Origin of the sequence: Salmonella sp. SSDFZ54, from assembly GCF_004010735.1 — a bacterium.
Classification (GTDB): Bacteria; Pseudomonadota; Gammaproteobacteria; order Enterobacterales; family Enterobacteriaceae; genus Salmonella; species Salmonella enterica.
The window spans coordinates 4,178,705-4,199,728 of record NZ_CP034819.1; the positions used below are offsets into that span (position 1 = coordinate 4,178,705).

The window sequence follows — 21,024 nt, forward strand, 5'->3', positions numbered from 1 at the left end:
TGATCGTTTTTATTGATTGATTTGCGTTAAAAGCGCATTATCAGGGAGTTAAGATCAAGTGGAGTGGTCACATGCGCTATTTTTTTATGGCAGAGCCGATAAGGGCAATGGAGGGGGAGTTACTGGGTGTCGAAATTATTACCCATTTTGCATCGTCGCCAGCTCGTCCGCTACACCCTGAGTTTGTTATCTCGTCATGGGACAATTCGCAGAAGCGCCGTTTTCTGCTTGATCTGTTGCGGGCAATCGCGGCCAAACATGGCTGGTTTCTACGCCACGGCCTGTTCTGTATCATAAATATCGATCGGGGTATGGCGCAGTTTGTCCTTCAGGACAAAGATATTCGCGCATTACTACACGCCATGCTATTTGTGGAGCTGCAGGTCGCTGAACATTTTTCATGTCAAGATAACGCCTTAATCGATCCTTTAATACACGCGCTTCATAAGCAACCTAATCCATTATGGCTGGGCGACCTGGGCGTAGGGAACGCAACCGCTGCGCCATTAGTTTGCGGGTGTTTTAGCGGCGTAAAACTTGACCGCAGCTTTTTTGTCTCACAAATTGAAAAAATGACGTTTCCGCTGCTCGTCAAACATATCCGGCATTATTGTGACAAGATTGTGGTGGGTGGCCAGGAAAACGCACGCTATTTGTCGGCGTTAAAAACGGCAGGCATTTGGGCAACCCAGGGCACGTTATTTCCTTCCGTTGCGTTAGAAGAGGTTGAAACATTGCTGTTGGGCAGTCGCATGAACACCCTCAGAGAATCGAACTGAGGGTATTTGTTTCGCTTAGCGATCCTTTCGCCATGCGTCAGCGGTCAGCGCCTCGCCAAAATGGCCTGCGATTAAACGGCGGGTAAGCTCATGTAGCGGAGAGGCGAGCACATCGGCGGTGCTGCCGCGTTCAACCACTTCCCCCTGATGCATCACTAATACCTGATCGCTAATATGTTTCATCATGCCGATATGCTGCGTGACATAGATATAGGAGATGCCTTGCTTTTCCTGCAATTCAAGCATCAGATTGATGAGCTGCGAGCGCATGGACATATCAAGCGAAGCCAGCGCTTCGTCCGCGATAATGACTTTAGGGCGTAAAATCAGCGCGCGGGCCAGGCCCAGACGCTGTTTCTGCCCCGGTGCCAGCATATGCGGGTAGTAGCTCACGTGATCGGGCAATAGACCCACCATACGCATCGTCTCGACAATCTGTTTGCGCCGCTGTTCCGGCTCCAGATCGGTATTAAGGCGCAGGGGGAAGTCAAGGATCTGTGAAATACGTTGACGTGGATTCAGTGACGTTGAGGGGTCCTGAAAAATCATTCGAATACGTTGGCTTCGAAACGAATAGTCGCCGTAATGCAGGGGATGATCGTCAATAAGAAGCTCGCCGCTGGTGGGTTCAATCATGCCGGCCAGCATCTTTGCCAGCGTGGATTTGCCGGAACCGTTTTCGCCGATAATGGCCAGAGTCTGACGCTCACGAAGCGTAAAGCTTAATGGTTTCACGGCGTCGACGGTCTGGCGGCGAAACCATCCTGTCCGGTAGCGAAAGGTTTTACTCAGGTTGCGCACTTCAAGCAGAGTTTCCACCATATCACTCTCTCTCCATATTCAGCGGAAAATGACAGGCATAGAGATGATTTTTCGCGCCGGTTAAGCGTGGCGTGATAATGCATTCTCGTTGCGCATAAGGGCAGCGCGGCCCCAGACGACAACCTATAGGTAACTGCTCCAGTAGCGGGATCGCGCCCGGCAGCGTATTGAGACGGCTTTTATGCGGCATCGCGCTGCCAAAATCCGGAATCGCACGGATAAGCGCCTGCGTATAAGGATGATGTGGCGTCGTCACCAGATCTTTACTTGGCGCGGTTTCTACCGTCTGGCCGCAGTATAAAACGTTGATTTTGTCAGCCCACTGACTCAACATTTGCAGGTCGTGGCTAATCAACAGAATGGTGGTATTACTGTTTTGATTCAGTCGGGTCAACAGGCGAAAAATTTGCGCCTGCGTCGTCGGTTCCATTGAGTTGGTGGGTTCATCAGCGATCAGGAGTCGCGGTTGATTCGCCAGCGCGATAGCGATCATGACTTTCTGACACTCGCCATCGGTCAGTTCATAGGGAAAACTGCGCATCGCGTCTTTATGATCTTTAATTCCCACCCGGTGCAGTAATTCAATAGCACGCCGTTTACGCCAGCCTAAACGCTGCCACCAGCGGCCTTTATAGGTCCAGGCGGGAATATTTTGCATTAACTGGCGGCCGACGCGTTCGGAAGGATCAAGGCACGACTGCGGCTCCTGGAAGATCATCGACACATTATGCCCGACCAGCTTACGCCGTTCACGAGAGGAGAGGCGCAGCAGATCGATATCATCAAAACGCATACGGTCGGCAGTGACTCGCCAGTTGTCTTTCGCGACGCCGCAAATAGCTTTAGCAATCAAGCTCTTTCCGGAACCCGATTCACCTACCAGGCCGCGAATTTCGCCTTCGCTTAATGTCATACTGACGCGATCGACCGCTTTTACCCAACCTTCGCTGGTTTTAAATTCAATGGTGAGATTGCGGATATCCAGTAACGGCATTATTCCACCCCCGCAATAATCGCACGACGAATCCCATCTCCGAGCAGGTTTACCAGTAAAACACTGAGCGTTATCGCCGCGCCGGGTAGCATAACGGTCCACGGCGCGACATAGATTAGCTCCAGCGCATCCCCCAACATGGCGCCCCATTCAGGAGAGGGAAGCTGCGCGCCGAGATCTAAAAATCCCAGCGCGGCGATGTCCAGAATCGCCATCGACAGCGCCCGGGTAATTTCGGTGACCAGACCGGCGGTAATATTCGGTAAAATGGCGAACCACAGAATATTCAGCGTTGTCGCGCCATCCAGACGGGCGGCAATGACGTACTCTTTTTCCAGTTCATCATGCACCATGCTGTAGACGGAACGTACCATTCGCGGCAACAGGGCCAGCCAGACGGCAAACATCGCGTGTGACAGATGTGGGCCGGCAAATGCCACGACGATAATCGCCAGCAAGAGCGAAGGGATGGAAAGCAGCGTGTCCAGAATATGGTTCAGTACGGCAGAGCGTAAACCGTGAGTCGCGCCTGCCACTACGCCGAGGACTAATCCACATAGCGTAGCCGCCAGCGTTACGATAAACGCGCCGCCGACCGTGGGCGCCGCGCCGCTTAACAGGCGGCTCAGCACATCGCGCCCCAGATCGTCAGTCCCCAGAAAAAAGGAGACTTCGCCATAGCGTGACCAGGAGGGCGGCAGTAGCTGATAGCCCAGAAATTGCTGATCGATACCATAGGGCGCGATCCAGCCGCCAAAAATACACAGCAACGCCAGACCGGCACATCCATACAGACCCACCATCGCAGGCGCGTCGCTATAAAATTTGCGCCAGGCAGTGCGCAGGGTGCCTGGCGGGCGCTTTTCGCTGTATACGCTATCGTAAGGCATACCATTCCTTATGTTTCAGAGGGTTAGCCATAGCACCCAAAATATCGGAAATCACATTGACCACAATAACCAGCGAGCCAATGACCATCACGCCAGCGGAAATAGCGGCATAGTCCTGCTGACGAATGGCGTGAATTAACCATCGTCCCAGCCCTGGCCAGCTGAAAACCATTTCGGTAATCATCGCCAGCGTTAACATGGTTGAAAATTGCAGACCAAGACGGGGAATGACCGGCGGCAGCGCATTATGCAACACGTGACGGCGTAAAATCGTAAAGCGCGACAAGCCGCGCGTGGCCGCCGCTTTAACGTAGTTCTGATCGTAGACCTCAATAGTGCTGATTCGCATCAGGCGGATCACTTCTGTGGTCGGCGCGACGGAAAGCGTGAGCACCGGTAAAACCATATGTCGTATGGCGCTCATCACCATTTCATCACGCCACGGCGAATCTGAAATCCAGGCATCAATGATGGCGAAACCGGTAACCGGTTTAACTTCATAAAGCAGGTCAAAGCGCCCGGATACCGGCAGCCACCCCAGCGTGAGCGAAAAGAACAGTGTGAGCAGAAGGGCCAGCCAGAAAACCGGAATTGAGAAACCTAATAGCGCCAGCGCGCTGATAAAACGATCCGGCCATTTGCTACGCGTCACGCCAGCCAGCATCCCGACCGGGATGCCGACCATCAGCGCGAAACCAAAGGCGAGAATGCACAGCTCCATCGTGGCGGGAAACACCTCTTTAAGCTGTTCGGAAATCAGTTGGCCGTTAATGCTGGACACGCCAAAGTCCCAGTGCAGCAGACCGTTGAACCAGAAAACCCAGGCATTCCATAATGATGCGCCTTGTAGCGGCGCGTGCGGCGTAAAATAGCTCAGGCTAAAGCCGATAAAGGTCAGAAAGAAGAGCGTCACCAGCAACAGCAATAACCGACGCAGGGTGAAGATAATCATGGTTTTTTCACCTCTTCGTGTTTTTCGCGGGAGACGCCGGCAAAAGACGCATTGCCGAACGGGCTTAACACCAGCCCTTTAATATCGTAGCGGTAAGCCTGCAGGCGTAGTGATGATGCCAGCGGCAGTATCGGCAGCTCTTTCTCCAGGATATTCTGCGCTTCCTCATACGCTTCTATGCGCGAAGCCAACTGCTGCGACGACAGTGCTTTACGCAGCACGCTGTCAAATTCAGGGTTACACCAGTGGGCGAAATTGGTTTGCGAATTGATGGCCGCACAGCTTAACAGCGGTCTGAAAAAGCTATCCGGATCGTTGCTGTCCGTGGCCCAGCCGGATAAGGTCAGATCGTGATTCATATCCATCAGGCGCGCCTCCTGAAAACGACCTTCAACCGGCACAATGACCACTTTTACGCCAACCTGCGCCATATCCGCCTGAATAAGCTCCGCCGTTTTTAGCGGACTTGGGTTCCAGGCCTGAGAACTGGTCGGCACCCAGAGATGCAGCGTAAGATTCTCAATGCCCAGCGCTTTTAGCTGTTCGCGCGATTTTTGCGGATTGTACTCCGTAATTTTGGCATCGTTATCGTAAGCCCATGAGGCTCTCGGTAAAATGGAGGCTGCGGTTTCCGCCGTGCCGTAATAAATCGACTGCATCAGGCGCTGGTTGTTGATCGATAAGGCCAGCGCATGGCGCACTGCGGGATTATTCAACGGCGGCTTATCGGTGTTAAAGGCCAGATAGGCGATATTCATCCCCGGGCGCAACGTCAGACGCAAACGCGGATCGTCGCGTAAAATAGTTAGCTGGCTGGCGGCGGGCCAGGCCAGAACATCGCATTCACCGGTCAGTAATTTCGATAAACGCCCGGTACCGCCGGAGCCTAAATCCACCACCACTTGCGGCATCAGCGGTTTGCCGCGCCAAAACCCATCGTGGCGCTGGAGACGAATAAACTGCCCGGCACGGTACTCCGAAAGCTGGAAAGGCCCGGTGCCGACCGGTTGGCGGTCTAGCAGTTCCTGGCGATCTTTTCGGCTAAGCTGCGCGGCGTACTCAGCGGACATGACGGAAGCGTAGTGTGTGGCCAGATGCCATAAAAAGGAGGCGTCTGGCTGCGTCAGGCGAAACTCAACGGTGTTATTGTCCAGCTTACGCACGCTTTTTACATTGTCGGCGAACTGTAGGCTATCAAAGTAGGGGAAGCTACTGCCGTTGATGTTATGCCACGGATGCCGACGATCAAAAATCCGCTGAAAGGTAAAGACGACATCATCAGCATTGAGTTTTCGGGTCGGCGTAAACCAGGCGGTTTTTTGAAAGGAAACGTCTCGGCGCAGGTGAAAACGGTACGTTGCCCCGTTATCCAGCACTTCCCAGCTTTCTGCCAGCTCTGGGACTAAACGATAAGTATAGGGATCGACATCCAACAGACGGTCATATAACTGGGCGGCCAGGGTATCGACGATGAGGCCGCTGCTCGCTTTTTGCGGATTAAAGGTGTTGACCTGCCCGCTGACACAATACACAAAGCCGCTATCGCGAATATCTGCACTCGCAGTTTGTTCGGGCGCAGCCGCAGCCGTAGCCTGACTACTCAGTAGACCCGCTATCACGATCAGAGACGATAAAACCAGGCGCATAATAGTTAAGTTTTTGAAGTTCAATTTGCAAAGTGTATCGCACTTCGGCCCGCCACGTAAAAATGTCGGTGGATAACTGGCGTAAATGTCGTCAATTAGCCGGAGAAATAGCTAAAGCTGATGCTTTTTAAGCAAGGCGCGAAACTGGTGGTAGGTGAGCGCCAGCAAATCGGCGGCTCGTTTCTGGTTAAATTTCGCCTGCTGTAAGCTACGTTGCAGCAGCGCTTTTTCCTGTTGCAGTTGAAACTCCCGCAAGTTGAGCGGCAGGTCAGGCGTGGCGGATGCCGATGGCAGGGCGGGCGCGGGCGGTTCGGCGGGATGGCGTTGAAAAGGATCGATAACAATTTCATCCAAAGGATGTTCACTGCTGCCGTGGCGATACACTGAACGTTCGACTACGTTTTTCAGCTCGCGGACATTACCCGGCCAGGCGTAATGCAACAACGTTTCTTTTGCCCGATCGGTAAAACCGGGAAATAAGGGCAGACGTAGCTCACGACACATCTGAATAGCAAAATGCTCGGCCATCAGCATGATATCGCTTTGGCGTTCGCGCAGCGGCGGCAGTTGTACAACGTCAAAAGCCAGCCTGTCGAGCAGATCGGCACGAAATGTCCCTTCCTTCACCATGGCGGGTAAATCGGCGTTGGTGGCGCATACTAATCGCACATTAACCTGTAACGGTTGGCTGCCGCCGACGCGCTCTAGCTCGCCATATTCAATCACCCGCAGTAGCTTTTCCTGTACCAGCATCGGCGCTGTCGCCAGTTCATCCAAAAACAGCGTGCCGCCATCGGCGCGTTCAAAGCGACCGGGATGACGTTTTTGCGCCCCGGTAAAAGCGCCCGCTTCATGACCAAACAGTTCGGAGTCCAGCAGATTTTCGTTAAGCGCCGCGCAGTTAAGCGAGATAAGCGGCCCCTGCCAGCGTGAAGAGAGATAGTGCAGGCGATTGGCGATAAGTTCTTTACCCGTACCGCGTTCGCCAATAATCAGCACTGGCTTATCCAGCGGCGCGAGCCGGGAGACTTGTTCCAGTACTTCAAGAAAACGGTTTGCCTCGCCGAGCAGGTTATCTTTAAATTCAGCCATGATGAAAATCGCCACTTGTTAGTGTTTTTCACCACTTTATCCTTTTTTGCTGGCGAGGTAAAACGAAATAATTCCTTTACTATCAGTGATATAAAAAGTTGGCACGCAAATTGTATTAACCATGTAGCAGGGCATCGCCCGTTATCAGAACATTATGTGAGGATTGAATTATGGGTATTTTTTCTCGTTTTGCCGACATCGTGAACGCCAATATCAATGCGTTGTTGGAAAAAGCGGAAGATCCGCAGAAGCTGGTGCGCCTGATGATTCAGGAGATGGAAGATACGCTGGTGGAGGTTCGCTCGAACTCCGCGCGTGCTTTAGCGGAAAAGAAACAGTTATCCCGTCGTATTGAACAGGCTACGGCTCAGCAGATCGAGTGGCAGGAAAAAGCGGAACTGGCTCTGCGCAAAGATAAAGACGATCTGGCGCGCGCCGCATTGATTGAAAAACAAAAGCTGACTGATTTAATTGCTACGCTTGAACAGGAAGTCACGCTGGTGGATGACACGCTGGCGCGCATGAAGAAAGAGATTGGCGAGCTGGAAAACAAACTCAGCGAAACGCGCGCTCGCCAGCAGGCGCTGATGCTGCGTCATCAGGCGGCGAGTTCTTCCCGCGATGTCCGTCGTCAGCTTGACAGCGGCAAACTGGATGAAGCCATGGCGCGGTTTGAATCCTTTGAACGTCGTATCGATCAAATGGAAGCGGAAGCGGAAAGCCATCGTTTTGGTAAGCAGCAATCGCTGGACCAACAGTTTGCCAACCTGAAAGCCGATGATGAAATCAGCGAGCAGTTGGCGCAGTTGAAAGCCAAAATGAAGCAAGATAATCAATAATGACAATGGCGGCGCCGGTACGCGCCGTCGCTCATCAGCTTTAGGTGTAAGGAGAACGCATGAGCGCGCTATTTCTGGCCATCCCGTTAACCATTTTTGTGTTGTTTGTGTTACCGATTTGGCTGTGGCTGCATTACAGCAACCGTGCCGGTCGGGGAGAACTGTCGCAAAGCGAGCAGCAACGCTTACTGCAACTCACAGACGATGCGCAACGTATGCGCGAGCGCATTCAGGCGCTGGAAGACATTCTTGATGCAGAGCATCCGAACTGGAGAGAGCGCTAATGGGTGGAATCAATCTGAATAAAAAACTATGGCGTATGCCGCAAAAGGGCATGGTGCGTGGCGTTTGCGCCGGGATCGCCGACTACCTTGATGTACCGGTAAAACTGGTGCGTATTCTGGTCGTGCTGTCGATTTTCTTTGGGCTGGCGTTTTTTACCGTAGTGGCCTATATCGTTCTGTCTTTTGTACTGGACCCTATGCCGGATAATCTGGCCGCAGGCAAACCGCAGCCGACCAGCGGCGAACTGCTGGATACCGTAGACAGAGAGCTTGCCGCAGGCGAAAAGCGTTTGCGAGAAATGGAACGCTACGTCACGTCAGATACGTTCACACTGCGTAGTCGTTTCCGTCAACTTTAAGTGTTATATCGGGAAGGTGAAGATGAATACTCGCTGGCAACGCGCCGGGCAGAAGGTGAAGCCCGGCTTCAAAATAGCAGGTAAGCTGGTTCTGTTGACCGCGTTACGCTACGGGCCTGCCGGCGTGGCGGGATGGGCGGTAAAATCCGTCGCCCGTCGTCCGCTAAAAATGTTGCTGGCGTTTGCGCTGGAGCCAGTACTTCGTAAGGCGGCGAATAAAATTTCGCAGCGTTACAAATAGCGAGTCTGGTCATAATATTTCGTTAAGCTCTGGCGTATAGTGTGTGCGAAATACATTACGTGTCAGGACGGAAGTATGTTGAAAAAAGGAATATTTGCGTTAGCGTTATTCATAGCCATGCCGCTTTATGCCGCAGAATACTGGATAGATGTCCGCATTCCGGAACAATATCAGCGAGAGCATATTCAGGGCGCGATTAATATCCCATTGCAGGAGATTAAATCTCATATCGAAACGGTAGTTCCAGACAGGAACGATACGGTAAAGTTATATTGCAACTCCGGACGACAGTCGGGCATGGCAAAACAAATGTTGCTTGATATGGGGTATACGCACGCGATGAATATGGGCGGCATCAGTCGTCTTGATATGCCGAAAGTAAAAAAATAGATAATCTATTGCTCAATACTCATACTAACCGCGGCGCTTAATGCGCCGTTGTTGATCTCTCCGGGTAGTTGATAATAACGTTTTTGCACATATCTATAACGCAGGCTCGTTATTATTTTTTCTTCTCTTCAGGCTCAACAGGATGTCAATGAAGCGACTTAAAACTGAACTCAACGCGCTGGTCAATCGTGGGGTAGACAGGCATTTGCGTCTTGCCGTAACCGGGTTGAGCCGCAGCGGTAAAACAGCGTTTATCACGGCGATGGTTAACCAGTTGCTTAATGTCCACGCGGGCGCGCGCTTACCGTTGCTCAGCGCGGTACGCGAAGAACGCCTGCTTGGCGTAAAGCGCGTGCCTCAACGTGATTTTGGTATTCCCCGTTTTACCTACGATGAGGGGATACTTCAGCTTTATGGCAATCCTCCCGCATGGCCCACACCGACGCGCGGCGTCAGTGAGATTCGGCTGGCGTTGCGCTATCGCTCAAACGACTCGCTGCTGCGCCATTTTAAAGATACCTCGACATTGTATCTGGAGATTGTGGACTATCCAGGGGAATGGTTACTCGATCTGCCCATGCTGGCTCAGGATTATTTAAGTTGGTCCCGTCAGATGAACGGCTTGTTGCAAGGGCAACGCGCTGAGTGGGCCGCAAAATGGCGGCAACTTTGCGACGGGCTCGATCCGCTGGCGCCCGCCGATGAAAACCGGCTGGCGGAGATTGCCGCCGCCTGGACGGATTATTTGCATCAGTGTAAATCGCAGGGATTGCATTTTATTCAGCCTGGACGGTTTGTTTTGCCGGGCGATATGGCGGGCGCGCCAGCGTTGCAGTTTTTCCCGTGGCCGGATGTGGACGCCTTCGGCGAGTCAAAACTGGCGCAGGCGGATAAACAGACCAACGCTGGAATGCTGCGCGAACGCTTTAACTACTATTGCGAAAAAGTGGTCAAAGGGTTCTACAAAAATCATTTTCTACGCTTTGATCGCCAGATTGTGCTGGTCGACTGTCTGCAACCGCTTAATAGCGGGCCGCAGGCGTTTAATGATATGCGTCTCGCTTTAACGCAGCTGATGCAAAGTTTTCACTATGGCCAGCGGACTCTGTTTCGCCGCTTGTTTTCGCCGGTGATTGATAAATTGCTGTTCGCCGCGACGAAAGCCGACCATGTCACCCTCGACCAACATGCCAATATGGTGGCCTTGCTCCAGCAGCTTATTCAGGATGCCTGGCAAAATGCCGCGTTTGAAGGCATTAGTATGGATTGCCTGGGGCTGGCGTCGGTACAGGCGACCACCAGCGGCGTGATTGAGGTCAACGGCGAAAAAATCCCGGCTTTACGTGGAAACCGTTTGAGTGACGGCGCGCCGTTAACCGTGTACCCCGGCGAAGTGCCTTCGCGTTTGCCGGGGCAAGCGTTTTGGGATAGTCAGGGTTTTCAGTTCGAAGCTTTTCGTCCGCAGGTGATGGATGTTGATAAACCGTTACCGCATATTCGTCTGGACGCTGCGCTGGAGTTTTTAATAGGAGATAAGCTGCGATGAGCGAACCGTTAAAACCGCGTATTGATTTTGCAGAACCGCTAAAGGAGGAGCCTACGTCGGCCTTCAAAGCGCAGCAAACTTTCAGCGAAGCGGAGTCGCGTACATTTGCGCCTGCGGCTATCGATGAGCGCCCGGAAGACGAAGGCGTGGCAGAAGCGGCGGTCGATGCCGCGCTGCGCCCCAAACGCAGCCTGTGGCGTAAAATGGTGATGGGAGGGCTGGCGCTGTTTGGCGCGAGCGTGGTCGGGCAAGGCGTACAGTGGACAATGAATGCCTGGCAAACTCAGGACTGGGTCGCTTTAGGCGGCTGTGCCGCAGGCGCGCTGATCGTTGGCGCTGGCGTGGGATCGGTGGTCACGGAGTGGCGGCGATTATGGCGCTTGCGCCAGCGAGCGCATGAACGCGATGAAGCGCGTGAACTGTTACATAGCCATAGCGTCGGGAAAGGTCGCGCATTTTGCGAAAAACTGGCGCAGCAGGCGGGGATTGATCAATCACATCCGGCATTACAACGTTGGTATGCCGCTATTCACGAAACGCAAAACGACAGGGAAATCGTCGGTTTGTATGCGCATCTGGTACAGCCGGTACTTGACGCGCAGGCGCGACGTGAGATTAGCCGTTTCGCCGCGGAATCGACTCTGATGATCGCCGTCAGTCCGTTAGCGTTGGTGGATATGGCGTTTATTGCCTGGCGTAATTTACGCCTGATTAACCGTATCGCAACGCTGTATGGCATTGAACTTGGTTATTACAGCCGCCTTCGTCTGTTCCGTCTGGTGTTGCTGAATATCGCGTTCGCGGGGGCCAGTGAGCTGGTGCGTGAAGTCGGTATGGACTGGATGTCTCAGGATCTGGCCGCACGCTTGTCCACGCGCGCGGCGCAGGGGATTGGCGCAGGCCTCCTTACCGCTCGACTGGGAATAAAAGCGATGGAGCTATGTCGACCATTGCCGTGGATCGATAACGATAAACCACGTCTCGGTGATTTTCGTCGTCAGCTTATCGGTCAGCTAAAAGAGACGCTGCAAAAGAGTAAGTCGTCGCCTGAGAAATGACCTTCCACAGGGCGCTGATTGCCTGGCTTTACGCCGCAGCGCCCGTTTTTCCGTCATGCTGTCAATATTTGTTGACAGAATCCTTCCTGCCAGCCGAATAGTGGCTTATCATCTATTTAATGGTTCATTATTCAGGTGAAGGTTCCCATGCGTCTGGAAGTCTTTTGTGAAGACCGACTTGGTCTGACCCGCGAATTACTTGATTTACTGGTGTTACGTAGCATTGATTTACGCGGAATCGAGATTGATCCCATTGGGCGAATTTATCTTAATTTTGCTGAGCTGGAATTCACCGACTTCAGCAGCCTGATGGCCGAAATCCGCCGTATTTCCGGCGTAACGGATGTCCGTACCGTTCCCTGGATGCCGTCCGAACGTGAACATCTGGCCCTGAGCGCGCTGCTTGAGGCGTTGCCGGAGCCGGTGCTCTCATTGGATATGAAGAGTAAAGTGGAGATGGCGAACCCGGCGAGTTGTCAGCTTTTTGCCCAGAGCCAGGAGCGAATGCGGCACCATACCGCCGCACAATTAATCAACGGCTTCAATTTTCAGCGCTGGCTGGACGGTAACCCGCAAAGCTCCCATAACGAACATGTCGTGATCAACGGGCAAAACTTCCTGATGGAGATTACGCCGGTACATTTACAAAACGAAAATGACGAATACGTGTTGACCGGGGCGGTAGTGATGTTGCGTTCCACGATTCGTATGGGGCAGCAGCTACAGAATTTGTCCACGCAGGATCTGAGCGCGTTTAGTCAGATTATTGCCGTGAGCGCAAAGATGAAGCACGTCGTTGAGCAGGCGCGCAAACTGGCGATGCTCAGCGCGCCGCTGCTGATTACCGGCGATACGGGAACCGGCAAAGATCTTTTCGCCTATGCCTGTCACCAGGCAAGCCCTCGTTCAGCGAAGCCGTATCTGGCGCTCAACTGCGCTTCAATCCCGGAAGATGCGGTAGAAAGCGAACTATTTGGCCATGCGCCGGAAGGTAAAAAAGGCTTTTTTGAACAGGCGAATGGCGGTTCGGTGCTGCTGGATGAAATTGGCGAAATGTCGCCGCGTATGCAGGCGAAGCTGCTACGTTTTCTCAATGATGGTACGTTCCGTCGCGTCGGCGAAGATCACGAAATTCATGTTGATGTCCGCGTTATCTGCGCCACGCAGAAAAATCTGGTGGAGCTGGTGCAAAAAGGACTGTTCCGCGAAGATCTCTATTATCGACTTAACGTTCTGACGCTTAATTTGCCGCCGTTGCGCGATTGTCCGCAGGATATTATGCCGTTGACCGAACTGTTCGTGGCGCGTTTTGCCGACGAACAGGGCGTTCCGCGACCGAAACTGTCTGCCGATCTGAGTACGGTCCTCACTCGTTACGGCTGGCCGGGTAACGTTCGCCAGCTTAAAAATGCGATATACCGGGCGCTGACGCAACTGGAAGGGTATGAGCTGCGTCCGCAGGATATCCTGCTGCCTGACTACGATGCCGCGACGGTGGCAGTCGGCGAGGATTCGATGGAAGGTTCGCTGGATGACATTACCAGTCGTTTTGAACGTTCTGTCCTGACCCAGCTTTATCGTAGCTATCCGAGTACGCGTAAACTGGCGAAACGGTTGGGGGTATCGCACACCGCGATTGCCAATAAGCTGCGTGAATATGGTCTGAGCCAGAAGAAGGGTGAAGAGTAGAAAAAAAGAAGGCCTCCGGATAGAGGCCTTCTTGTGACAAAAGAGCACCGCCTGTAGCACTGACAAACGTAGCGCCAGCAGGCGCTGGCTTATGCCTTCAGGACATTAAGCGCGGCGTCGTAATCCGGCTCGTGGGTGATTTCATCCACCAACTGACTGAAAATAACGTTGTCGTTTTCGTCAAGCACGATGACTGCGCGCGCCGCCAAACCTTTCAGCGGGCCGTCAACGATTTCGACGCCGTAGTTTTTCAGAAACTCGTTATTACGCAGAGTGGAAAGCGTAATAACGTTGCTCAGGCCTTCCGCGCCGCAAAAACGCGACTGTGCAAAAGGCAGGTCAGCAGAAACGCACAATACGACGGTATTCTCCACTTCTGTGGCCAGTTGATTAAACTTACGAACTGATGCGGCGCATACGCCAGTATCAATGCTTGGGAAAATATTCAGCACTTTGCGTTTGCCTGCATATTGGCTGAGGGAAACGTCAGACAAATCTTTTGCGACAAGAGTAAAAGCCTGTGCTTTGCTACCAGCCTGCGGAATAACGTTGGCAACGGTGACCGGGTTACCCTGGAAATGTACAGTCTGTGACATAATTATGTTCCTATTTACTTATAGTTAACGTCGAAATCCAGTTTAAGTCATTATTCATTAACACGGCAAATACTATTTGTAGCAAGCCGCGTCCGGCGCTATCAGAGGGGAAGAGATGAGATCTGTTAAGGTATATGAGGAAACCTGGCCGTTACATACGCCTTTTGTTATTGCGCGTGGTAGCCGAAGCGAAGCGCATGTTGTCGTTGTCGAACTGGAAGAAGAGGGCGTAAAAGGCATCGGGGAATGTACGCCATATCCACGTTATGGTGAAAGTGATGCCTCGGTCATGGCGCAAATCATGAGTATTGTGCCTCAGTTGGAAAACGGGCTGACTCGCGAAGCATTGCAGAAACTGTTGCCGGCAGGCGCGGCGCGCAACGCGGTGGATAGCGCCTTATGGGATTTGCAGGCCCGCCAGCGGCAGCAAAGCCTTGCCGGGCTGCTCGGCGTGACGCTGGCCCCGGTTTTTACTACCGCGCAAACGGTAGTGATAGGTACGCCGGAACAGATGGCAGCCAGTGCGGCGGCACTATGGGAAAAAGGGGCGACGTTGCTGAAAATCAAACTCGATGCTCGTCTGATTAGCGAACGTATGGTGGCGATCCGCTCGGCGGTGCCGGAGGCGACGCTCATTGTGGACGCCAATGAATCGTGGCGTCCGGAGGGGCTGGCGGCGCGTTGCCAGTTACTGGCGGATCTGAATGTCGCGATGCTGGAGCAACCGCTGCCCGCGCAGGATGACGCCGCCCTGGAAAATTTTATTCATCCGTTGCCCATTTGTGCAGATGAGAGCTGCCATACTCGCAGTAGTCTGAAAGCCCTGACGGGGCGCTACGATATGATCAACATTAAGCTGGATAAAACCGGCGGTCTGACCGAGGCGCTGGCGCTGGCAACGGAGGCGCGGGAGCAAGGATTCGGCCTGATGCTGGGCTGTATGCTCTGTACATCAAGAGCGATTAGCGCCGCGCTGCCGCTTATGCCGCAGGTGAGCTTCGCCGATCTTGATGGCCCAACATGGCTGGCGGTTGATGTTGAGCCCGCGCTACGCTTTACGACGGGTCAACTCCATCTTTAGGATGCCAGCGGAGCAGATTCGACATCGCCTGCAAGTATTTTTCGCTGGCTTCATCGGCGGAAACAGGGGGAAACTCGGCGGTAATGCAGTGCAGGTTGAGGTCGGCGCACCAGCTGCCAAACGAACCGGGCGTTTCGTAACCTACGCTGGTCACCAGCGGCAACGCAAAAGCATCGGCCAGCCACTCGCCTAGCTCGCTGCGACGTGGATCTTCAATGCAGGCTAGCGGATCGTGAAAAGAGACGACCCAGGCGGGTTGGAGTCGATGAATTAACTGGCAAAGCGCCTGGGTTTCCGGTTCTGAGCCGGGATGGTCGCCGGTTAGCAGCACGACATCACGCTCTTGCGCGCGGCTATTCCAGCGATAAACTGTCTCACCCGCTTTCCAGTTGGCGGCGGGAAAGTTACGGTTTAGATCAATGCCATTCGCATTTGCCCTTAACCCCAGTTGACAGCCATCAGGATTAACGGCAAGTACGACATGATGACGGCGAAGGGTTGGATTTAAGGTGCGTAACGCACAGGAGAGCGTCACCACGGATGAGGTTTCATCCCCGTGGGTGCCAGCCAGTATCAGACCGCTTTCGCGATTGGCGGCAGGCGCCGGAAACCAGATTAGCGGCGCGCCTAGTAGCGAACGTCCATAATGTTCAGTGCCTGGCGGAAATGCGCCGCGCTCGGCACGGGGGCGGGTGACAGTCATACGCGTTTCCCGAAGCTGAGACCAGTAGGGTAATCATCGTAGTGTTGTGTAAAACCCGCCGATTATCAAATGGTTTCTATTTACCCTCTTGTATGGCGCGATATCAACTTTCTGGCGGAAGATAATTGCATTTCTTTCTGCTGAAACAAATAATTACGTTGTCATTTAACTCATCTTTGAGGAACTTCTATGAGGCATTCTGTTTCAGTAACCTGTTGTGCGCTGTTGGTTAGCAGCTTTTCCCTGGCATATGCTGCGGATGTTCCCGGCGGAACGGTACTGGCAGAGAAACAAGAACTGGTGCGTCATATCAAAGATGAGCCCGCTTCGTTAGATCCAGCGAAAGCCGTTGGGCTGCCTGAAATTCAGGTGATCCGCGATCTGTTTGAAGGGCTGGTTAACCAGAACGAAAAGGGTGAAATTATTCCTGGCGTCGCCAGCCAGTGGAAGAGCAATGATAATCGTATCTGGACGTTTACGTTGCGGGATAATGCGCAATGGGCCGATGGAACGCCGGTGACCGCCCAGGATTTTGTCTATAGTTGGCAACGCCTCGTTGATCCCAAAACGCTTTCCCCCTTCGCCTGGTTTGCCGCTCTGGCTGGCATCACTAATGCGCAAGCCATTATCGACGGTAAAGTCACGCCGGATCAGCTTGGCGTCAGTGCCGTGGACGCGCACACTTTGCGTGTTCAGCTTGACAAGCCGTTGCCCTGGTTTGCCAGTCTGACCGCCAGTTTTGCCTTTTATCCGGTCCAAAAAGCGAATGTTGAAAGCGGCAAAGACTGGATGAAGCCGGGAAAACTGATCGGCAATGGCGCGTATGTGCTTAAAGAGCGCGTGGTAAATGAAAAACTGGTGGTCGAGCCTAATACGCATTACTGGGATAACGCGAAAACGGTACTGCAAAAAGTGACATTTTTACCCATTAACCAGGAATCGGCTGCGACGAAACGTTACCTTGCCGGTGATATTGATATCACCGAATCTTTCCCTAAAAATATGTACCAGAAATTATTAAAGGATATTCCAGGGCAAGTTTATACGCCGCCGCAATTAGGGACTTATTATTATGCGTTTAACACGCAGAAAGGGCCGACGGCGGATTCCCGCGTTCGTCTGGCGCTAAGTATGACCATTGATCGCCGTTTGATGGCGGAAAAAGTCTTAGGTACCGGTGAAAAACCGGCCTGGCATTTTACACCGGATGTTACGGCAGGATTTAAGCCCGATCCTTCACCGTTTGAACAAATGAGCCAGGAAGAACTTAACGCCCAGGCGAAAACATTGCTGCGTGCAGCAGGCTACGGATCGCAGAAGCCGCTTAAATTAACTCTGCTTTACAATACCTCAGAAAACCATCAGAAAATCGCGATTGCGGTGGCGTCAATGTGGAAGAAAAATCTGGGGGTGGATGTGAAATTGCAAAACCAGGAGTGGAAAACGTATATCGACAGCCGTAATACCGGTAATTTTGATGTTATTCGCGCCTCCTGGGTGGGTGATTACAACGAACCGTCGACTTTCTTATCCTTATTAACGTCCACGCATACGGGGAATATTTCACGCTTTACTAATCCGACTTATGACAAAATCCTGACGCAAGCGACGATGGAAAATACCGCCGAAGCACGTAACGCGGATTACAATGCAGCGGAGAAAATTTTAACGGAACAAGCGCCTATAGCGCCTATTTATCAGTATACCAATGGCCGGTTAATTAAACCGTGGGTAAAGGGATACCCCATTACTAACCCGGAAGATGTGGCCTATAGCCGTACAATGTATATCGTGAAGCACTGATGCGTACTGGTTACCTTTTGATGAAAGGTAACCACTGCCAAACTCAGAACTGGCGCGGCTTGCAGCGCCAGTTTCTTCTTCTGACCATCTCCTGCTAAAGTTGAAACTGTACTTTCCTGACAGTATTACTGGCGTATTCAAGGAAAAACGGTTGCACTAAATTACGAATAGTACCATCCATTTCCCCTAAAATGGCGGTAGCTTAGAGCAGAGATACCGTTATTTATTCGGCAGGTTGTCGTACACATCCAGTGCGCGTGCTGTGTAGGTGAGGGCTGCCCCAGTGTTCATTTTTATAGCCACGGACAATGCTTCAGAAATCTCTTCCCGGGTTGCGCCATGTTTCACGGCCGCATCGACGTGCACTGCCAGACAACCATCGCAACGGGTAGTAACCGCCACGGCCAGCGCAATCAATTCCTGTGTTTTGGGATCCAGATGCCCATTTTCTAAAGTCCCCTTGTCCATTTGCTGAAAGCCTTTCATGAACTCCGGCTGCAATGTGGCAAATTTACCAATGGCAGCCAGCAGGCCACTACGATACTCATTCCAGTTTGAAAGCATATCTGTTCCTGTTTTATATTAGAGGATTGTGTATTCAGATCACATAATAAATGCGAATATCTGGTGCCTGGTTCAGAAAAGGCTTCAATTCTTCCACAACGTCTTTTGTAAATAATTCACTGGTAAGATACGCCTGCGCTTGAGCAGTAGTTTCAAAGCCATGTAAAACTTGCACGTCTTCATCCCGAATAAGCAATTCTTTTGAGGTCGCTCCGGCAATGGTATTTAAAAATGGCGCTTTATATTTTTGATAAACATTTGCTGCGGCAGGGCGGTTGTGGTTGCTGATATTCAGGGTGATTTGTAAGTAAGCCATAGTATTCTCCTTCAAAAGGGACCGAGATAAGCAGAGTATTCACAGTCATTGACGAATGACAGTAGGGAAATTATCAACATGACCGTCTGATCTAACAAATCACATATTCTTGTGTTGCGGAGAAGATTTTCTATGTTGTGTATTGTCCTGACGAGGACTTAATTCACTTGGGTGAGTCTGGAATATGGAGGCCTCATTAGAATATTTGTTTTGAATAAAGCCCCCTGTATAGGCAATATTAGCGGTGGAGAGGTAGGTTTTTAGTATTGATTGATAACATGGTTTGCCACTTTGCCAGTGTTAAACTCGCCAGTTTTCCCAAAGCCAGATAAAAAGGATGTCCGGCATTCTCAATGAACACCCCGAGGAAACGGGATGACCATGGGAACAGATGCCATGCCAGTAACTGTTCACATTCGCTGTGTCGACTCTGCTCTGCAAGCCAGGCTGCCATCAGTAATAAAGAACCAAAGTGATCTTCTGGCTCATTTTGTTGCATCTCGAACTGAATACTGTTCTCCCGCATCCACTGGCGCAGCGCCAGTGTGGATTCACCAAATAAAACGTTCTCACGATCCAGCCAGACGGAGCCCCATGGCGGTGACGGTAAGGCATAAGGCCCGATAAATAAACGCTGAAAGGACTCAGTAAGAGAGTCATCGCCGCCATCTTTAAACATTCTTGCCAGTTGAGGCAACTCCTCCGACGGCAGCGGCCATTGTGTTTGCCATTCATCAGATGTGAATGCTGAAACCAGCGGAGAGGCTTCAGCACTCTCTGGCGCAAAGTAAAAGAGGGCGCCCAGTACGCGTGCCGTCATGGAAAAATTGTCACATTGTGTGAAATCAGTCATAAAACCATTCCGTAAAGTGCGGGTTCCCCCGCACTAATTTGTTAACCTGCCACTGTCATACCGACAGTCATATGTAGCCCATAAAACAGGCCGCGGCCTAAAATTTCGCCGCCAAGCACCAGGATAAGACCCAGTAGTAACCCAACAATATGTGGCTCTTTGCGACGTACCAATGGGCAGATCCAGCAGCCCAGGCCGATGACAAGAAGTGCCACACGGCAGACCTGCAATACAGCATAATCCGGTATCAGACTGCTGGCCTGCTGTACTGAGCTATGAATGCTGGCCAGAGCCATACCCTGTAACGCGATGACAGCAATACAGACCAATAGAGCAAGTAAGCTGATGCTGGAAAATATCGTGCTGTTAAAGGGGACTCTGGATGCCTGGAACAGGAGTGCGGCAAACAGTGGGCCGCCGAGGAATGCAGTCAGGAAAAAGGCGAGAGTCGTATACCCAGTATACCAGGTGGGGACGGTTTCAATCTGATAAACGCGGGTCATCGCCAGGATGAAGATGATACCGAGCACCATACTGATCAGCAGCCAGAGTTTACCAAGCGTTTCTGGCATTTTCCCCAGAACGGCCACCAGCCACCAGAAACCGCCGACAGCGAAAAAGATCGACCCTGCGGCAATTTCATTACTTAATCCGGACGCGCCGACGCGGTTGAGCGAGTTGAACGCCCGCATGGGTGAACCCAGATGCATGATTGACGCCAGAAAGCCCAGCCCCATCACCACCCAAAGAAAAAACATACCGCGTACAATACGCTGCCTGGCGGGCAGATCGTTTTTTTCCGCCAGCCAACCAAGTCCGCTGACAACCAGCGCACCCGCGACACACTGTCCCAGTACCGTAAACAGTACCAGCGGCCATTCATGCCATCCATTTCCCATTTTACACCTCCTTCGGATTGGCCAGATAGCCAGTGGTATCGCCGCACGGACGTGCATTGGCATTAGGTTTAATCACTATGCTCGGTTTGGTGAAGTGCGCACCCGGCAATGGCGCTACCGCCGCCAGCTCGCCGTGTTTCTTACGCAGCTCGTTAATCGGCCCGAAGTCCAGCGCGCGCAGCGGGCAGGATTCGACGCAAATCGGCTTCTTGCCTTCCGCCACCCGGTCGTGGCAGCCGTCGCACTTGGTCATATGACCTTTGGCGGCGTTGTACTGCGGCGCGCCGTACGGGCAGGCCATGTGGCAGTAGCGGCAGCCGATACAGACCTCTTCGTTCACCACCACAAAACCGTCTTCCCGCTTATGCATCGCTCCGCTCGGACAGACTTTGGTACATGCCGGGTCGGCACAATGGTTGCACGAAATGGAGAGATAATAGGCAAAGACATTCTGATGCCAGACGCCGTTATTCTCCTGCCAGTCACCACCCGCATACTCATAAATGCGGCGGAAGCTGACATCCGGGGTCAAATCTTTGTAGTCTTTGCAGGCCAGTTCGCAGGTTTTACAACCGGTGCAACGGCTGGAATCAATAAAAAATCCATACTGGGTTGTCATCGGTTACTC

General features: G+C 52.4%; 24 protein-coding genes. 11 read left to right on the forward strand and 13 right to left on the reverse strand.

Annotation, left to right across the window (positions count from 1 at the left end; all coding sequences use genetic code 11):
• Positions 1 to 71: 71 nt before the first annotated feature.
• Complete coding sequence (locus EOS97_RS20755) at positions 72 to 779, forward strand: EAL domain-containing protein (RefSeq protein WP_023165924.1); 708 nt, start codon at positions 72 to 74, stop codon at positions 777 to 779.
• Positions 780 to 794: 15 nt separating this feature from the next.
• Here the strand turns inward: EOS97_RS20755 and sapF are convergent, their stop codons facing one another.
• The 6 genes from sapF to pspF form a co-directional block, all read right to left on the reverse strand.
• Entirely contained in the window at positions 795 to 1,601 is an 807-nt protein-coding gene (gene sapF, locus EOS97_RS20760; RefSeq protein WP_000230462.1) for a peptide ABC transporter ATP-binding protein SapF, read from the reverse strand.
• A gap of 1 nt (position 1,602) precedes the next feature.
• Positions 1,603 to 2,595, reverse strand: coding sequence for a peptide ABC transporter ATP-binding protein SapD (gene sapD / locus EOS97_RS20765; protein ID WP_001128869.1), 993 nt, complete (start codon positions 2,593 to 2,595; stop codon positions 1,603 to 1,605).
• On the reverse strand, positions 2,595 to 3,485 hold the full coding sequence (sapC, locus tag EOS97_RS20770) for a peptide ABC transporter permease SapC (protein WP_001146150.1): 891 nt from the start codon (positions 3,483 to 3,485) through the stop codon (positions 2,595 to 2,597). Before sapC ends, sapD begins: the two co-directional genes overlap by 1 nt.
• Positions 3,472 to 4,437: a peptide ABC transporter permease SapB gene (gene sapB, locus EOS97_RS20775; RefSeq protein ID WP_000583298.1), complete on the reverse strand. Its 966-nt coding sequence runs from the start codon at positions 4,435 to 4,437 to the stop codon at positions 3,472 to 3,474. Before sapB ends, sapC begins: the two co-directional genes overlap by 14 nt.
• The gene (gene sapA, locus EOS97_RS20780) at positions 4,434 to 6,083 is read right to left on the reverse strand and encodes a peptide ABC transporter substrate-binding protein SapA (RefSeq protein WP_001241622.1); all 1,650 of its coding nucleotides are present in this window, start codon (positions 6,081 to 6,083) and stop codon (positions 4,434 to 4,436) included. Before sapA ends, sapB begins: the two co-directional genes overlap by 4 nt.
• 111 nt (positions 6,084 to 6,194) lie before the next feature.
• Positions 6,195 to 7,175 carry a phage shock protein operon transcriptional activator gene (gene pspF / locus EOS97_RS20785; RefSeq protein ID WP_001805275.1) on the reverse strand — a complete coding sequence of 327 codons (981 nt, stop codon included), beginning with the start codon at positions 7,173 to 7,175 and terminating at the stop codon, positions 6,195 to 6,197.
• Positions 7,176 to 7,345: 170 nt separating this feature from the next.
• Here pspF and pspA point away from each other — a divergent pair, with 170 nt between their 5' ends.
• From pspA to tyrR, 8 genes are all read left to right on the forward strand, one after another.
• Positions 7,346 to 8,014, forward strand: a complete 669-nt coding sequence (gene pspA / locus EOS97_RS20790) for a phage shock protein PspA (protein WP_000510996.1) — start codon at positions 7,346 to 7,348, stop codon at positions 8,012 to 8,014.
• Positions 8,015 to 8,073: 59 nt separating this feature from the next.
• Positions 8,074 to 8,298 (forward strand): envelope stress response membrane protein PspB, encoded by a 225-nt coding sequence (gene pspB, locus EOS97_RS20795; RefSeq protein ID WP_001274953.1) that lies wholly within the window; start codon positions 8,074 to 8,076, stop codon positions 8,296 to 8,298.
• Entirely contained in the window at positions 8,298 to 8,657 is a 360-nt protein-coding gene (gene pspC / locus EOS97_RS20800) for an envelope stress response membrane protein PspC (protein ID WP_000508938.1), read from the forward strand. Before pspB ends, pspC begins: the two co-directional genes overlap by 1 nt.
• A gap of 22 nt (positions 8,658 to 8,679) precedes the next feature.
• Positions 8,680 to 8,898, forward strand: coding sequence for a phage shock protein PspD (gene pspD / locus EOS97_RS20805; protein WP_001097607.1), 219 nt, complete (start codon positions 8,680 to 8,682; stop codon positions 8,896 to 8,898).
• 75 nt (positions 8,899 to 8,973) lie between these two features.
• Positions 8,974 to 9,288, forward strand: a complete 315-nt coding sequence (gene pspE / locus EOS97_RS20810) for a thiosulfate sulfurtransferase PspE (protein ID WP_000913430.1) — start codon at positions 8,974 to 8,976, stop codon at positions 9,286 to 9,288.
• A gap of 148 nt (positions 9,289 to 9,436) precedes the next feature.
• Positions 9,437 to 10,834, forward strand: coding sequence for a YcjX family protein (locus EOS97_RS20815; RefSeq protein ID WP_000825860.1), 1,398 nt, complete (start codon positions 9,437 to 9,439; stop codon positions 10,832 to 10,834).
• Entirely contained in the window at positions 10,831 to 11,892 is a 1,062-nt protein-coding gene (locus EOS97_RS20820) for a TIGR01620 family protein (protein WP_001294472.1), read from the forward strand. Before EOS97_RS20815 ends, EOS97_RS20820 begins: the two co-directional genes overlap by 4 nt.
• 147 nt (positions 11,893 to 12,039) lie before the next feature.
• Complete coding sequence (gene tyrR / locus EOS97_RS20825; protein ID WP_127836191.1) at positions 12,040 to 13,581, forward strand: transcriptional regulator TyrR; 1,542 nt, start codon at positions 12,040 to 12,042, stop codon at positions 13,579 to 13,581.
• Positions 13,582 to 13,670: 89 nt separating this feature from the next.
• Here tyrR and tpx read toward each other — a convergent pair whose 3' ends face one another.
• Entirely contained in the window at positions 13,671 to 14,177 is a 507-nt protein-coding gene (tpx, locus tag EOS97_RS20830; protein ID WP_000084401.1) for a thiol peroxidase, read from the reverse strand.
• A gap of 115 nt (positions 14,178 to 14,292) precedes the next feature.
• Here tpx and ycjG point away from each other — a divergent pair, with 115 nt between their 5' ends.
• The gene (gene ycjG / locus EOS97_RS20835; protein WP_001258073.1) at positions 14,293 to 15,258 is read left to right on the forward strand and encodes an L-Ala-D/L-Glu epimerase; all 966 of its coding nucleotides are present in this window, start codon (positions 14,293 to 14,295) and stop codon (positions 15,256 to 15,258) included.
• On the opposite strand, the gene mpaA is transcribed toward ycjG, so the two are convergent.
• Positions 15,233 to 15,961 carry a murein tripeptide amidase MpaA gene (gene mpaA, locus EOS97_RS20840; protein WP_000219109.1) on the reverse strand — a complete coding sequence of 243 codons (729 nt, stop codon included), beginning with the start codon at positions 15,959 to 15,961 and terminating at the stop codon, positions 15,233 to 15,235. The two genes, ycjG and mpaA, sit on opposite strands and share 26 nt — an antisense overlap.
• A 189-nt stretch (positions 15,962 to 16,150) precedes the next feature.
• On the opposite strand from mpaA, the gene EOS97_RS20845 reads away from it, so the two are divergent.
• Positions 16,151 to 17,764, forward strand: coding sequence for an ABC transporter substrate-binding protein (locus EOS97_RS20845; RefSeq protein WP_001216562.1), 1,614 nt, complete (start codon positions 16,151 to 16,153; stop codon positions 17,762 to 17,764).
• A 219-nt stretch (positions 17,765 to 17,983) separates the two neighbouring features.
• Here the strand turns inward: EOS97_RS20845 and EOS97_RS20850 are convergent, their stop codons facing one another.
• From EOS97_RS20850 to EOS97_RS20870, 5 genes are all read right to left on the reverse strand, one after another.
• The gene (locus EOS97_RS20850; protein ID WP_000950636.1) at positions 17,984 to 18,328 is read right to left on the reverse strand and encodes a carboxymuconolactone decarboxylase family protein; all 345 of its coding nucleotides are present in this window, start codon (positions 18,326 to 18,328) and stop codon (positions 17,984 to 17,986) included.
• A gap of 34 nt (positions 18,329 to 18,362) precedes the next feature.
• Positions 18,363 to 18,644 (reverse strand): hypothetical protein, encoded by a 282-nt coding sequence (locus EOS97_RS20855; RefSeq protein WP_000323820.1) that lies wholly within the window; start codon positions 18,642 to 18,644, stop codon positions 18,363 to 18,365.
• Positions 18,645 to 18,882: 238 nt separating this feature from the next.
• Positions 18,883 to 19,497 (reverse strand): Tat proofreading chaperone DmsD, encoded by a 615-nt coding sequence (gene dmsD / locus EOS97_RS20860; RefSeq protein WP_000129295.1) that lies wholly within the window; start codon positions 19,495 to 19,497, stop codon positions 18,883 to 18,885.
• A gap of 41 nt (positions 19,498 to 19,538) precedes the next feature.
• Positions 19,539 to 20,396, reverse strand: coding sequence for a dimethyl sulfoxide reductase anchor subunit family protein (locus EOS97_RS20865; protein ID WP_000526522.1), 858 nt, complete (start codon positions 20,394 to 20,396; stop codon positions 19,539 to 19,541).
• A 1-nt stretch (position 20,397) separates the two neighbouring features.
• On the reverse strand, positions 20,398 to 21,015 hold the full coding sequence (locus tag EOS97_RS20870) for a DMSO/selenate family reductase complex B subunit (protein WP_000213088.1): 618 nt from the start codon (positions 21,013 to 21,015) through the stop codon (positions 20,398 to 20,400).
• Positions 21,016 to 21,024 lie beyond the last annotated feature (9 nt).